This is a genomic window from Bacteroidota bacterium, from assembly GCA_037133915.1.
Classification (GTDB): domain Bacteria; phylum Bacteroidota; class Bacteroidia; order Bacteroidales; family CAIWKO01; genus JBAXND01.
Map to the genome: position 1 here is coordinate 99,124 of JBAXND010000007.1, position 15,732 is coordinate 114,855.

The window sequence follows — 15,732 nt, forward strand, 5'->3', positions numbered from 1 at the left end:
ATGACAAACAAACCCATTTCAATCATTGCTGCAGTTGCCGAGAATGGTGCCATAGGCAAAGACAATAAATTGTTGTGTTACCTTCCGGAAGACCTTAAACGTTTTCGCCAGATTACCATCGGGCATACCGTACTGATGGGGAAGAATACCTACTTGTCATTACCATTCCGCCCGCTCAAAGACAGACGCAATATTATTATCAGCGATGTTCCGGGAGAGCTTATACCGCGTTGTCTGATTGCATGGAGCATTGAAGAAGCAATTGAAAAATGCGATTCAGATAATGAAAATTTTGTGATTGGCGGTGCAAGTATTTACCGGCAGATGATGCCATTGGCAAGCAAACTCTATATTACACGAATTTACAAATGCTTTGATGCTGATACTTTCTTTCCTGAAATTGACATGAAACTTTGGAAACTAACAGAGGAATCACCTCTTGAAACTGACGATGCCAGCGGTTTGCGTTACGCTTTTCTCACTTACGAACGTATTTGACGCATCCCTAAAATGCATCCATTTCGATTTCTGCAAATCAGGTTTTCTGCTTCTTCTTTTTCGCCGCCGGAAATAACACATTATTCAGAATAAGCCTGTAGCCCGGCGAGTTAGGATGCAGCTTAAGCTCTGTTGGCGGGTCATACACGAAATGCTGATAGTCTTCCGGGTCGTGACCACCCAGAAAAGTCCAGGTACCTTTGCCGTAATCGCCATGAATATAGCGCACTTCACCGGCTGACTTATTTTCACCTAATATCAATACATTCGGCTTCACCAACTGCTTGTTGAACGCCGTGCTCTGCCCCATAAACCCCTTAATAATCTGTTCATGATCCTGACAAAGCATCGTAGGTACCTGATCCCATTTTGCCGAAAACTCGAACAGCGTGAACATGTCCTGATTTTGTGGAATGTTTCGAACGTGTGTTACATCTATATTTGAGATCTCGTATTCATAAGGATTTTTACAAATTGTAAATCCGGTAAACGCAAAGCAGTTGTCGTAATTCAGTTTGGCTTGAGCGTTAGGATCCATAGGGTCTCCGTCAAACATCACATCACAAATATCAACACCATCGGCAGCTAAGGCAATATCAAAGCTGTCGGGAGCAGAACACATGGCAAACAGGTAGCCGCCGCCTGCAACAAAATCGCGGATTTTTTTTACCACGGCCAACTTAAGCTGCGAAACTTTGGCATAGCCTAATTTGTGAGCACTTTCTTCCGAAAGTTTTACATCCGTTTGATACCATTCAACATTCCGGAACTGCGCCCAGAATTTTCCATACTGGCCGGTAAAATCCTCATGGTGCATGTGAAGCCAGTCGTATTTAGGCAGGTCACCGGCAAGTACTTCTTCATCATAAATAACATCATACGGAATTTCTGCGTACTTTAAAACGAGCGTAACAGCATCGTCCCACGGTAATTTGTTTTTCGGTGAATACACAGCAATTTTAGGGGCTTTCACAAGTTTAACCTCATCCATGTTTACCTGCGGATCAGCAATCTCCATTAAAATAGCTGTTGATTGTGCATCGGCAATAACTTCGTACGAAACACCACGAACATTGCATTCATCTTCAAAAAGCTTGTTGTATTTCATCATAAAACTGCCGCCCCTGTAGTTAAGCAGCCAGCTCACCTCTATTTCGTGAGTAACCACCCAGTATGCAATTCCATAGGCTTTCAGATGGTCTTTCTGCGATTTATCCATGGGGATAAGCAGATAAGAAGCCTGTGAACTCAGGGCTACAACAAAGAAAATCAGTATCAGAAAAAATCGCTTCACAGAGAATTTATTTTTGTATGATAACTAGAACGCATTACACGGTTAATTATTTGACCAATACAAAATTAATCAAAATTTTACCCGGAAGTCAAATTTCTTAGGGTGCGAAAAATCAGAACGGAACATCTTTGTTCTGGTCTGAATTCATTTTTGATTGAACTATCCGTGTGGTTGGCTGTTCATTGAAAAAGTTCTCGTTCGCAGGAATACTGTCATCAATCTCCACATTCAGCGCGTCGAGTTCAGCAAATTTTGCGAACTGCTCAATGAAGCGCAGTTTCACGTCGCGCAGCGCCCCGTTACGGTGCTTTGCAATGATAATTTCACCAATGCCATTTGTAGGTGTGCCGTCTTCAAACTCAAATATTTTATAATATTCGGGTCTGTAGATAAACATTACAATATCGGCGTCCTGTTCTATAGCACCCGATTCCCTAAGGTCGGATAGTATCGGCTTTTTGCTGCCGCCCCTGGTTTCAACAGCACGGCTCAGCTGCGACAGGGCGATGATAGGAATATTCAATTCTTTGGCAAGAGCTTTCAGCGAACGTGAAATATTACTGATTTCCTGCTCACGGTTTCCATTTTTATTATCGCTTCCAGCCGACATCAGCTGCAGATAGTCAATAATAATAAGTGAGATGCCGTGCTGCTGCATCAGCCTTCTGCTCTTGGCGCGAAGTTCGAAAATAGAAAGTGCGGGCGTATCATCTATAAATAAAGGAGCATCAATAAGGTCTTTAATCTTGGCGTTGAGTTGCTCCCATTCATAATTTTTCAGATTTCCTTTTTTTAATTTTTCGGAAGGAAGCTCGCTTTCGCTTGATATCAGTCGTGTTACAAGCTGTATGGCCGACATTTCAAGAGAAAAGAACGCAACGGCTTTCTTGTATTCAACAGCAATATTACGCGCCATGCTCAGCACAAAAGCAGTTTTACCCATACCCGGACGAGCCGCCAACACTACAAGATCAGATTTTTGCCAACCCGAAGTAACGCGGTCGAGCTCGGTAAAGCCGCTTGCCACGCCACGCATATGCGCACCATCTTTTATAGAAGCTTCAATTTCTTTTATGGCTTCAGACACCAGTGTCTGCATGTCCTGATAATTGCGGCGCAGATTATTATCGCTTACCGAAAAAAGATTTTTTTCGGCTTTATCAAGAAGGTCAAATACGTCCGTTGTGTCTTCGTAAGCATCGCGTATTATCTCATTAGATATACGAATCAACTCACGCTGAATAAACTTTTGAGTAATAATTTTTACGTGATATTCAACATTGGCCGATGATGCAATACGGTTTGTAAGCTGCGTAATAAAATAAGGACCACCCACCAGATCTAAATCCCCTAAAGTCCTAAGTTCATTGGTTACCGTAAGAATATCAACAGGTTCAGAGCGTTTAAACAGATTATGAATAGCATGAAAAATAATTCGGTGAGTTTCCTTATAAAAGACTTCCGGTTTTAAGCTGTCGATAACACTTGTCAGAGCATCTTTCTCAAGCATCAGGGCACCGAGCACGGCTTCTTCAAGTTCAGTAGCCTGTGGCGGAACTTTTCCCTGTTCTATTAAAACCTGTGTGATAGACTGTTTCCTATATTTTTTGCGTACTCCGTCGCGTGAATCCTCATTCATATTTTCCATATTCCAAAAATAATTAAACCCTGCAATCCTGACCCCTCCGTTCGGATATTTTTTTATCAACAGACCAAAAGCAACAGGAATAAGGGGTTAGCCGGAAGCTGCGATGATTAAGCAATTATAATACTTTCAGCAGGAATGATGTTGCGGCCCTGGTATTTCAGAAATAATTGAACAACAGCCACAGCATCTTTCTCGCAGTACCGCGCAATTCGGTCAATATCATGCTCCTGCCAGTACACACGTCCCACATCGCTTCCATCGATATCGTCTTTAGGTGACGGAATATTGAATACGGCCGTAAGCAGTGCCAGTGAAGTATAACTTTTATAATCGCCAAACTTCCACAGTTCCATAGTATCCAGCAGGTTTACTTCCCAGGGCTTTTTGCCTGCAATATCGAGGCCGGCAGGCAATTCGATACCATTAATCAGCATCCTGCGCGAGAGATATGGAAAGTCAAACTCCTTGCCGTTATGAGCGCAAAGAATCTGTTCGCGTTTACCAAAGAACTCTTTCAGGAAGCTATTAAATGCGGCAAGTAGTGTCAATTCATTATCGCCATAAAACGACCGGCACGTAATGATTCCATTGTGCAACCAAGCAGTGGAGACACAAATTACTTTACCGAATTCCGCATAAATTCCCGCACGTTCGTAAAGTGTTTCGGGCGATTCTCCTTCTACGTGTTTTAGCAAGGCTGATTTCTTTTCCCACAACTTTTGATAGGTTGCAGGCAGCATCGAAAAAGAGGGTGAAAGAGGCACCGTTTCGATGTCGATAAAAAGGATGTTTTCGGGGTTAAATGATTTAAGCATTTTGTTGTATTTTATTTTTTTTATGAAAGAAAAACAGACTATAAAAAGCCTTCAAATTTATGGCTGATTATCGGAACAAATTTAGACTAATTTTTACGAAACAACAATAGCAAAAAACAATAAATAATTGACAGGAAAATCTATCAATTTTTTGTCCAGTATTTGGCATTCTTTCTTGAAATTTTTGCCCATAAATAGCCTGAATATTTTGCAATGGAACGAGCACATTTTATATGCCATAATTTATGTTTATTCTGTAAACTCTGTATGTTGAGTAAACATGATAATATAAATAATTATGACCATTTCACCATCAGGGGATTAAGGGATAAAAGAGCCCAAACTTGGGTCATGGGCATTTTTAACTTATTAGAATTTTCTAATAAGTTTCTAATAACTTTAAAAATCGCATGTAATATCGCCCACTAACAATAATTGACAAGTAGCATTAATTCAATTGAACAATTAGTGCTATTATCTATTAAATCAATATTTTAAGATAATAATCCGAACTCATCAAAGGCAAATTAGGCGGCAAAATGTAATTTTATTATTTACCGCTTGTGTAAGATTGTACATGAATTTATTAACATAATTTTCAACAATTCATTATTATAATGGAGTACTTTTGTAACTAAATAGACGAATTTGTAGTTAAACGCTTACTATTTCACGACATAATATCAAAATAAACTAGTTGATGCTACGAAAACTGATTCAAAAATGCGCTGCTCTGCCCCTTTGCTACAGCGCATTTCCGACGAAAGATGAAAGAACAAATGAATTGACCTGTAACAAGTAAAAGCAACACACAAAAGCAAGAAACCCCTGTATTAATGGGATTCTTCTTGTTTTTGTCTAATTATTTGAAATTACAAAATAAATAAAGCATATGCAAAAGTCCATTACTCTTAAACTGAAGCTGACAGCCGCAATACTGTTCGCGTTTTTAAGGAATTCAATCGGAGCAAACCTCAGCCATTACATGCGGATGAACACAGCGGCAATAGCTTTCTTGCTTCTCGTATTCGGGAATACTTCGGCCGTCTTCTCACAGGACGCCCGTGGAACCGAAACAAAAGACATCTACGCAAAGATGTATGCCGACTATGGTTCGGATAATGAAATAACCGCTTTGCGTACACGAGAGTCGAAGCATTTTAAAAACAGTGACGGGAGTATTACCGCCTGCATTGCATCAGGCACTTCATTGCACTACCTGGAAAACGGTAAGTGGAATGATATCTCAAACGAGATACTTTCACATTCGGGTTTACCCGGATACCTGTATGAAAATACGGCCAACGAATTTAAGACCTATTACAAGGGCGGTGGCGCAGGTATCAAAACGGTTCTTCCCGAAGGCGAAGTTACCGACTGGATGTCGCCGGTTGTTTATTGGGAAGGTGGTGAACAAAAACACATCCTCACCGACAAATGGAACGAGAGCGGAAACATCTCCGGAAACGAAATTACATTTTCAGGAATTGCAAACGGAATCTCTGTTCGTTTTACTCAAAATAACGACAGCAGAAAAATGGATTTATTACTCGCCAATAAAACCATTTTTGACAACCTCGATTTCACTCCCGAATTTTTGGTGATTGAAGAAAATATTTCTATACCTGCTTCATGGACTTTAAGCGTTAGCGGACGCGAAATAAATATTTACGATGAGAAGGGCAAATGGATTTTAAATTATCCCTGCCCGGTTGTATCTGATAATTCAAAATCTGATGATGGTCCTGCCGAAACAAATGGCGCTATCACCGCCGATGGAAATAATGGAAATTACAAAATAAAAATTTCAGTACCTTATGCTTGGTTAAAAAATAATTCCAGAACCTATCCGGTAATTATTGACCCAACCACCAGCTACTATCCATCCAATACCTCGATGTGGACAGGATATCAAACAACCGCTAATGGAGCTAAGACTTCCGGTGTACTTAGACTTCTTAGTACAACCTATGACACCTGGGCAAAATTTAATATTTCATCTATTCAGGCCGGGTCAACAGTCAGTAGTGTAGTGTTCAACTCGTATTTTTATACTCCTAGCGGCACTTCTATCAAATATGCAAGGCTCAATGACATGAACGCAACAGATCCTGTCTCTGCCTCTGCATCAGCAGTTACCACTGCAGTCAATGCAAACGACTACTATGTTACCAATTATTACTTCGGGTACACATCAGCATATTACGGATGGAAAAATGCAACACTTGGAACAAATGCCAACACCGATGTTCAGAATAGGATTTCACAGGGGTGGACCGCTGTCGGTGCTAACTGGTCTTCCGGTAATACAGCCACGACGATGTCTCATTATGGTTATGGTGCAACAAATCCTCCTTACCTTAGTATAACATATACCGTTCCTCCTCCTCCCGTCGACCCAGCTACTCCTACATCCAACTCTCCTCAATGCGGTTCGGTAACAATAACAGCTAACGGTACGGCTCCTGGTGGAGAAGTATGGTACTGGCAGGGAACAAGTTGCGGTACATCCACCTCACGGGGAAGCGGCACAACTTATACAGCCACCTCAAGCGGTACTTATTATATCAGGTCTTACAGGAGTTCAGACGCGCAATGGTCAACGGGATGCGGAAGTATTTCTGTAACGGTTAACCCAATTCCTTCTGATCCGACAAGTACGTCAGCCTCTCCGTTAACAACATGCGATCAGGTTGATGTTACCTTATCGGCCTCCGGGAGCGGAACGATATACTGGTTCGATGGCTCTTGCGGTTCTAATACCGGAAGTGCCATTGGCAGCGGCTCGTCGTTTGTTGTTACTCCGGGTCCGGCTACAGCAACTACATATTATTCTAGAAACTTCAATGGTGCTTGTTTCAGTACAAATTGCCAGAGCATTACGGTTCAAGCGGGGACAACTCCCTCGGCACCGGGAAGTGCAAGTGCAACACCGTCGACAATAACGTGTGGAGCTTATTCTGATCTTTCAGCATCCTCAACCGGTAACCTCATTCGCTGGTATGATGCTGCATCAGGAGGAACTTTGCTCGCGACGACAGCAGACGGAGCAAATTTTAATGTTCAGCCGTTTACAACTACGACATATTATTCTGAAGCCGTTTCAATAGCCGTAAACAGCCAAACATTTTCGTATACTGGTTCCCAGCAAACATGGACTGTTCCGGCAGGTGTCACGAATATCACTATTGATGCACAAGGTGCACAGGGTGGCGGGGCATATGGCGGATTAGGCGGACGTGCTATTGGAACAATGCCGGTTACTCCGGGGTCTACATTATATGTTTATGTTGGTGGTCAGCCCACAACTAGGCCGGGAGCAGGAAGCGGCGGCTTCAATGGCGGCGGTAGTATAATGGCACTGCCATGCGGCGGTGGGACAAACGATGGCTGGGGCGGAGGCGGAGCTTCCGATGTCAGATTAACAACATCTCTTTCTGACAGGATTATTGTTGCAGCAGGAGGCGGTGGAACCGGATATGGAGACAGAGTTGGTGGTGATGGTGGAGGTCTTACCGGTAGTTCAGGTATTGCTCCTTATGGAACAGCACCAACAGGTGGTACTCAAACAGGCGGCGGAAATGCCGGTGAAAATAATGGTACCTATGCGGGTGCAGGTAGCCTGGGAACAGGTGGAGACGGTGGCCCAACATCTGTAATGTGCATGGGTGGCGGCGGCGGCGGCGGATACTATGGCGGCGGTGGAGGTTACTCCAGCAGCGGTGCCGGTGGATCCAGCTGGACTTCATATTCAGGAAGCACAAACACATCAATGACTGCTGGATACAAAAGTGGAAATGGGTCAGTTACTATTTCATGGGATCTCCCGTTGTGTTCAAGCACAACAAGAACACCTGTAACGTTAACTGTTGATCCAATAAGTATTCCAACCAGTGAAACGGCAAGTCCTTCATCTATTGCTTGTGGTGAGTCATCAGATTTATCGGCTGTCTCGGCCGGAAATACAATTCGATGGTATGATGCTGCATCAGGCGGCACATTACTGGGTACTTCGGCAAGCGGTGCTAACTTCAATGTTGCTCCCTTTGCCACGACCACATATTATGCAGAAGCATATAACTCCAACTGCGGTTCTTCTTCAAGAGTATCTGTTATTTTAACTGTTTCTTCGATGCTTGCACCAGGCAGTGCAACCGCAACACCTTCAGTTATTGTGTGTGGTGGTACAACTGATATTAATGCAACAGGAAGCGGAAATATTATTTATTGGTATGATGCACCTACAGGCGGCAACCTTATTTCGACGACGGCAAACGGAGCGAATTATAATTTATTGCCAGTATCGACAACAACTTATTATGCTGAGGCCGTTTCAATTTCAAATTTGACGGCTACCTTTAATAATACTAGTACCGGACAATATGGCTCCCTCCAGTATTGGACAGTTCCTTCGGGTGTTACTAATATTAATATTGATGCTTACGGTGCACAGGGCGGTAATAGCAGTTATGGCACTGGTGGTAAGGGTGCAAAAATGAGTGGCAATTTCAATGTTACTCCCGGTCAGACATTAACAATTATGGTAGGTCAGCAAGGTCCATCGCAAGGAAACGATGGTGGCGGCGGTGGCGGGACCTTCGTTGTTGACAACACAAATACTCCTCTTATTATTGCCGGTGGCGGTGGTGGTGCCAGTTATTCCGGACCGACCAATGGTATTGATGGCACAACGTCGACCAGCGGTACTTCCGGAGCAAATGGCGGTTCTGGTGGAAGTGGCGGAAACGGTGGTCAGTCTGTTGGATGTGCCGGTGCCGGTGGTGGTTTCTCATCTAACGGTCAAAACGGTCCTTCGTGCAGCAGTGGATGCAACGGTGGTCAGTCATTCCTGAATGGTGGAGCCGGTGGCTGTACTTCAAACAATTGCACCGGCGGATACGGCGGTGGCGGCGGAACCCACGGTGGTGGCTGGGGCGGCGGCGGCGGCGGCGGTTACTCCGGCGGCGGTGCTTCTACAAGCAGCCAGTTCGGTGGTGGCGGCGGCGGTTCATACAATGCCGGTACTAACCAGAATAATATAGCTGGTAATAATTCCGGTAACGGTAAAGTGATTATCACATACGGCATACCTCTTTGTGTGAGTGCAACCAGAACTCCGGTTACTGTCACAGTTAACCCTCCTGCCGGTCTTAGTCTGGTTACAGCAACACCTGACACCGCTTGGTGTGGCGGTTCATCAGATCTTAATGCAACTTCAACCGGCAATACGATTCGCTGGTATGATGCAAGCACAGGAGGAACTCTCCTCGGAACATCAGCAAGTGGTGCTAATTATAATGTAACACTTCTTACAACAACAACAACATATTATGCAGAGTCATATAACGGGACCTGTGCGAACCCCACAAGGGTAGCCGTTACCGTTCATGTAAAATCGCTTACTGCACCTTCACCAGCTACAGCCAGCCCCTCAACAATATACTGCGGTGGCTCAACAGACCTTTCAGCCACCGGATACGGCACAGCTATCCAATGGTATGATGCTTCAAGCGGTGGTACGTTATTGTCTACCACATCGAACGGTGGAAACTATCATGTTACACCGGCTTCTACAACTACATATTACGCTGAAGCAATTACAGCAAATTCCGGATCTCAGTCATTTTCCTATACCGGATCTCAGCAAACCTGGACTGTACCTACGGGCGTTACGAGTATTACTATTGATGCCTACGGCGCACAGGGTTCAAATAATCAGCAGCCGGGCGGCTACGGCGCCCAGGCGCAGGGTACGCTTTCAGTTACTGCCGGTCAGACCTTATATATATATGTAGGCGGACAGGCCGGATTTAATGGCGGTGGAGTGCCGGGTTCCGGTGGTTCATGGCCGGGAGTTTACGGTGGTGGTGCTTCTGACATCCGCCTTGGCGGAACAGCACTTACCGACCGCGTTATTGTTGCTGCCGGTGGCGGTGGCGGTGGTTCTGCAGGTTCATCATGGACAGCTTATGCCGGTGGTATTGGTGGTGGTCTGACAGGTGGTAATGGCGCAGGATGCTGCGGTACACAGCCTACAGGCGGTACACAAAGCTCAGGTGGGATAAGAGGTTCAGGTTGTAACAACTGTGGCGATCAAATGACCGATGGTTCACTTGGACAGGGTGGTCACGGTGACGACGGTTGTTCTTCTTACGGAACCGGAAGCGGCGGCGGCGGCGGCTATTATGGCGGCGGTGGCGGCGAATCATGCGGTAGTGGTAGCGCCGGTGGTGGTGGCTCCTCATATATCGGCGGAGTAACTGCCGGAACAATGAATGGTGGTGTACGTTCAGGTAATGGACAAATAACCATCTCATGGTCAGGAACTTTATGCTCAAGCGCTTCAAGGACACAGGTTATTGTAACTGTTGATCCTCCGGTTGTTCCTTCAAGCCTTTCAGCAACCCCTGATACAGTTTGGTGTGGCAGTTCTTCAAACCTTATTGCTACTTCTGTTGGCAACACAATTCGTTGGTACGATTCTCTTACAGGTGGTACCATGCTTGGAACTTCACCCAGTGGCAGTAATTATAATGTAACACCTCTTACTACAACAACATATTATGCCGAATCTTATAACGGTACGTGTGCCAATCCTACAAGGGTTGCCATTGCTGTGAATGTTAAGAGCCTTACTGCTCCCACTCCTGTTACGGCTTCGCCGGATACGGTTATCTGCGGAAGCACTTCAAATCTTGCAGCTACAGGTTACGGAAGTATAATCCATTGGTATGATGCTTCTTCGGGTGGAACATTATTAGGTTCTTCTAACAACGGTGCTAATTTTAACGTTCTTCCTGTTTCTACAACAACTTATTATGCTGAAGCAGTTTCTATGCTCAGCGGCTCTCAGACATTTAACTATAACGGTGGCCAGCAAACATTTACTGTTCCTGCCGGTATTACTCAGGTAACGATTGAAGCTGTTGGTGCCGCTGGTACCGGCCGCAATGGTCATACTCCCGGTTATGGTGGTAAAGCCAAAGGCGACCTTAGCGTTACTCCGGGACAGTCGCTCTACGTCTTTGTTGGCGGACAGAGTGGTTTCAACGGCGGTGGCTGGGGTGTTAATAATTGTTACGGCGGTGGCGCTTCTGATATCCGTATTGGCGGCACAAACCTTTCTGACCGTGTTATCGTTGCCGGTGGCGGTGGCGGTGCCGGTGGTGATGGTTACAGTTGCTCATCTGCTACTGGACATGGCGGCGGCGGAACCGTTGGCGCCAATTATGCCGGTGGTGCCGGTGGATCAGGTTATGGATTCTGTGGTTCCGATGGCGGAACCAATGGCGGCTCTAGTTCATCAGGTTGTCATGGCGGCGGCGGCGGCGGCGGCGGCCTCTATAGTGGCGGTTCAGGCGCTTATGCAAATTGCTATGGTTACACAGGTGGAAATGGTTCTCTCGGTGTTGGCGGAAATGGTAATTCAGGATACTGCTCTTATGCAGGCGTTGGCGGCGGCGGCGGCGGTTATTACGGTGGCGGTGGTGCTGCCGGTGGTAACTGTGGCGCCGGACAGGGCGGCGGCGGTTCTTCATGGACTGGTACACTCAGCAATCCTTCGTTCCAGGCAGGCGTTAATTCCGGTGACGGATATGTTACTATTTCATGGAGCTCGCTGCTTTGCACAAGTGCTTCCAGATCTCCGGTTACTCTTACTGTAATTCCTCCGGTTATTCCTTCAAGCGTTATAGCTACTCCCGATTCTATCTGGTGCGGTGGAAACTCTAATCTTTCGGCTATTTCTACCGGTAATACAATCCGTTGGTACGATTCTCTTACTGGTGGTACAATGCTTGGGACATCTCCCAGTGGAAGCAATTACAATGTTGCACCTCTTTCTACAACAACATATTATGCGGAAGCTTACAATGGTACATGTGCTAATCCCACAAGGATAGCTGTTACCGTGAATGTTAAGACACTTATCGCGCCCGCTCCTGTTACGGCTACACCCGATACAGTAACTTGCGGTAGCACTGCTAACCTCAATGCAACAGGTTTTGGCAACATCATTTATTGGTATGATGCTCCTACAGGCGGAAATCTTCTTTCAACAACCTCTAATGGTGCAAATTATAACGTTCTCCCGATTTCAACAACAACGTATTATGCGGAAGCTGTTTCTTTAAATTCAGGTTCGCAGACATTCAACTACAATGGAGGCCAGCAGACTTTTACTGTTCCTGCAGGGGTAACAGCTATTAATGTGGATGCTTACGGTGCTCAGGGTGGTTCAGTTTATTATACTGGCGGTTATGGTGGTCGCGTTCAGGCAACTCTGACCGTTACTCCGGGACAAACATTATATGTATATGTTGGCGGACAAGGTCAGACCTATTCTCCGGGATTCAACGGTGGTGGATATGGCTCACCCAACAACTCCTGGTCTAATGGTGGTGGCGGTGGCGCTACTGATATCCGCGTAAACGGCACATCATATTCCGACCGTATTCTCGTGGCAGGTGCCGGTGGCGGTTCAGGTTATAACAATGGTATGTGCAATGGTGGTGCCGGTGGCGGTCCGTCAAATGCAGGTAACGGTTATTCTAACAGTTCTTACGACGCTTATTATGCCGGTGGTGGTGCTACTCAATCATCTGGCGGACAAGGTGCCAATGGTGGCGGGTCCTATGGTTCATTTGGTACCGGCGGTAACGCTGCTTACTATAATTATGCCGGCGGCGGCGGTGGTGGTTACTACGGCGGCGGCGGCGGCTACTATTACGGTGGCGGCGGCGGTGGAAGCTCGTGGGTTACTCCTACAGGTTCCTCAGCCATTACTCATACTCAAGGTGCACGTTCAGGCAATGGTACACTTACCATTTCATGGAGTAATATGCTCTGTACCAGTTCATCAAGAACACCGGTTACAGTAACTGTAATTCCGCCTACTGTTCCTTCGAACCTTTCAGCAACCCCTGATACAGTTTGGTGTGGCAGTTCTTCAAATCTTATTGCTACTTCTGTTGGCAACACAATTCGTTGGTACGATTCTCTTACAGGTGGTACCATGCTTGGAACTTCACCCAGTGGCAGTAATTATAATGTAACACCTCTTACTACAACAACATATTATGCCGAATCTTATAACGGTACGTGTGCCAATCCTACAAGGGTTGCCATTGCTGTGAATGTTAAGAGCCTTACTGCTCCCACTCCTGTTACGGCTTCGCCGGATACGGTTATCTGCGGAAGCACTTCAAATCTTGCAGCTACAGGTTACGGAAGTATAATCCATTGGTATGATGCTTCTTCGGGTGGAACATTATTAGGTTCTTCTAACAACGGTGCTAATTTTAACGTTCTTCCTGTTTCTACAACAACTTATTATGCTGAAGCAGTTTCTATGCTCAGCGGCTCTCAGACATTTAACTATAACGGTGGCCAGCAAACATTTACTGTTCCTGCCGGTATTACTCAGGTAACGATTGAAGCTGTTGGTGCCGCTGGTACCGGCCGCAATGGTCATACTCCCGGTTATGGTGGTAAAGCCAAAGGCGACCTTAGCGTTACTCCGGGACAGTCGCTCTACGTCTTTGTTGGCGGACAGAGTGGTTTCAACGGCGGTGGCTGGGGTGTTAATAATTGTTACGGCGGTGGCGCTTCTGATATCCGTATTGGCGGCACAAACCTTTCTGACCGTGTTATCGTTGCCGGTGGCGGTGGCGGTGCCGGTGGTGATGGTTACAGTTGCTCATCTGCTACTGGACATGGCGGCGGCGGAACCGTTGGCGCCAATTATGCCGGTGGTGCCGGTGGATCAGGTTATGGATTCTGTGGTTCCGATGGCGGAACCAATGGCGGCTCTAGTTCATCAGGTTGTCATGGCGGCGGCGGCGGCGGCGGCGGCCTCTATAGTGGCGGTTCAGGCGCTTATGCAAATTGCTATGGTTACACAGGTGGAAATGGTTCTCTCGGTGTTGGCGGAAATGGTAATTCAGGATACTGCTCTTATGCAGGCGTTGGCGGCGGCGGCGGCGGTTATTACGGTGGCGGTGGTGCTGCCGGTGGTAACTGTGGCGCCGGACAGGGCGGCGGCGGTTCTTCATGGACTGGTACACTCAGCAATCCTTCGTTCCAGGCAGGCGTTAATTCCGGTGACGGATATGTTACTATTTCATGGAGCTCGCTGCTTTGCACAAGTGCTTCCAGATCTCCGGTTACTCTTACTGTAATTCCTCCGGTTATTCCTTCAAGCGTTATAGCTACTCCCGATTCTATCTGGTGCGGTGGAAACTCTAATCTTTCGGCTATTTCTACCGGTAATACAATCCGTTGGTACGATTCTCTTACTGGTGGTACAATGCTTGGGACATCTCCCAGTGGAAGCAATTACAATGTTGCACCTCTTTCTACAACAACATATTATGCGGAAGCTTACAATGGTACATGTGCTAATCCCACAAGGATAGCTGTTACCGTGAATGTTAAGACACTTATCGCGCCCGCTCCTGTTACGGCTACACCCGATACAGTAACTTGCGGTAGCACTGCTAACCTCAATGCAACAGGTTTTGGCAACATCATTTATTGGTATGATGCTCCTACAGGCGGAAATCTTCTTTCAACAACCTCTAATGGTGCAAATTATAACGTTCTCCCGATTTCAACAACAACGTATTATGCGGAAGCTGTTTCTTTAAATTCAGGTTCGCAGACATTCAACTACAATGGAGGCCAGCAGACTTTTACTGTTCCTGCAGGGGTAACAGCTATTAATGTGGATGCTTACGGTGCTCAGGGTGGTTCAGTTTATTATACTGGCGGTTATGGTGGTCGCGTTCAGGCAACTCTGACCGTTACTCCGGGACAAACATTATATGTATATGTTGGCGGACAAGGTCAGACCTATTCTCCGGGATTCAACGGTGGTGGATATGGCTCACCCAACAACTCCTGGTCTAATGGTGGTGGCGGTGGCGCTACTGATATCCGCGTAAACGGCACATCATATTCCGACCGTATTCTCGTGGCAGGTGCCGGTGGCGGTTCAGGTTATAACAATGGTATGTGCAATGGTGGTGCCGGTGGCGGTCCGTCAAATGCAGGTAACGGTTATTCTAACAGTTCTTACGACGCTTATTATGCCGGTGGTGGTGCTACTCAATCATCTGGCGGACAAGGTGCCAATGGTGGCGGGTCCTATGGTTCATTTGGTACCGGCGGTAACGCTGCTTACTATAATTATGCCGGCGGCGGCGGTGGTGGTTACTACGGCGGCGGCGGCGGCTACTATTACGGTGGCGGCGGCGGTGGAAGCTCGTGGGTTACTCCTACAGGTTCCTCAGCCATTACTCATACTCAAGGTGCACGTTCAGGCAATGGTACACTTACCATTTCATGGAGTAATATGCTCTGTACCAGCTCATCAAGAACACCGGTTACAGTAACTGTAATTCCGCCGGCTATGCCTTCAAGTGTTATGGCTTCTCCCGACACTATCTGGTGCGGCGGAAACTCTAACCTTTCGGCAA

General features: G+C 46.3%; 5 protein-coding genes. 2 read left to right on the forward strand and 3 right to left on the reverse strand.

Annotation, left to right across the window (positions count from 1 at the left end):
• Complete coding sequence (locus WCM76_04155) at window positions 1–498, forward strand: dihydrofolate reductase (protein MEI6764810.1); 498 nt, start codon at window positions 1–3, stop codon at window positions 496–498.
• Between the two features lie 37 nt (window positions 499–535).
• On the opposite strand, the gene WCM76_04160 is transcribed toward WCM76_04155, so the two are convergent.
• From WCM76_04160 to WCM76_04170, 3 genes are all read right to left on the reverse strand, one after another.
• The gene (locus WCM76_04160; GenBank protein MEI6764811.1) at window positions 536–1,717 is read right to left on the reverse strand and encodes an asparagine synthetase B; all 1,182 of its coding nucleotides are present in this window, start codon (window positions 1,715–1,717) and stop codon (window positions 536–538) included.
• Window positions 1,718–1,904: 187 nt separating this feature from the next.
• On the reverse strand, window positions 1,905–3,440 hold the full coding sequence (dnaB, locus tag WCM76_04165) for a replicative DNA helicase (GenBank protein ID MEI6764812.1): 1,536 nt from the start codon (window positions 3,438–3,440) through the stop codon (window positions 1,905–1,907).
• Between the two features lie 107 nt (window positions 3,441–3,547).
• Window positions 3,548–4,255 carry a 3'-5' exonuclease gene (locus WCM76_04170; GenBank protein ID MEI6764813.1) on the reverse strand — a complete coding sequence of 236 codons (708 nt, stop codon included), beginning with the start codon at window positions 4,253–4,255 and terminating at the stop codon, window positions 3,548–3,550.
• Window positions 4,256–5,147: 892 nt separating this feature from the next.
• On the opposite strand from WCM76_04170, the gene WCM76_04175 reads away from it, so the two are divergent.
• Window positions 5,148–15,732 (forward strand): glycine-rich protein (locus WCM76_04175; protein MEI6764814.1); only part of this gene is annotated, 10,585 nt, incomplete at its 3' end.

Bases quoted from the DNA above. Each gene is read 5' to 3' on its own strand.
- WCM76_04155 (MEI6764810.1), top strand. From the start codon at position 1: ATGACAAACAAACCCATTTCAATCATTGCTGCAGTTGCCGAGAATGGT.
- WCM76_04160 (MEI6764811.1), bottom strand. From the start codon at position 1,717: ATGGATAAATCGCAGAAAGACCATCTGAAAGCCTATGGAATTGCATAC.
- dnaB (MEI6764812.1), bottom strand. From the start codon at position 3,440: ATGGAAAATATGAATGAGGATTCACGCGACGGAGTACGCAAAAAATAT.
- WCM76_04170 (MEI6764813.1), bottom strand. From the start codon at position 4,255: ATGCTTAAATCATTTAACCCCGAAAACATCCTTTTTATCGACATCGAA.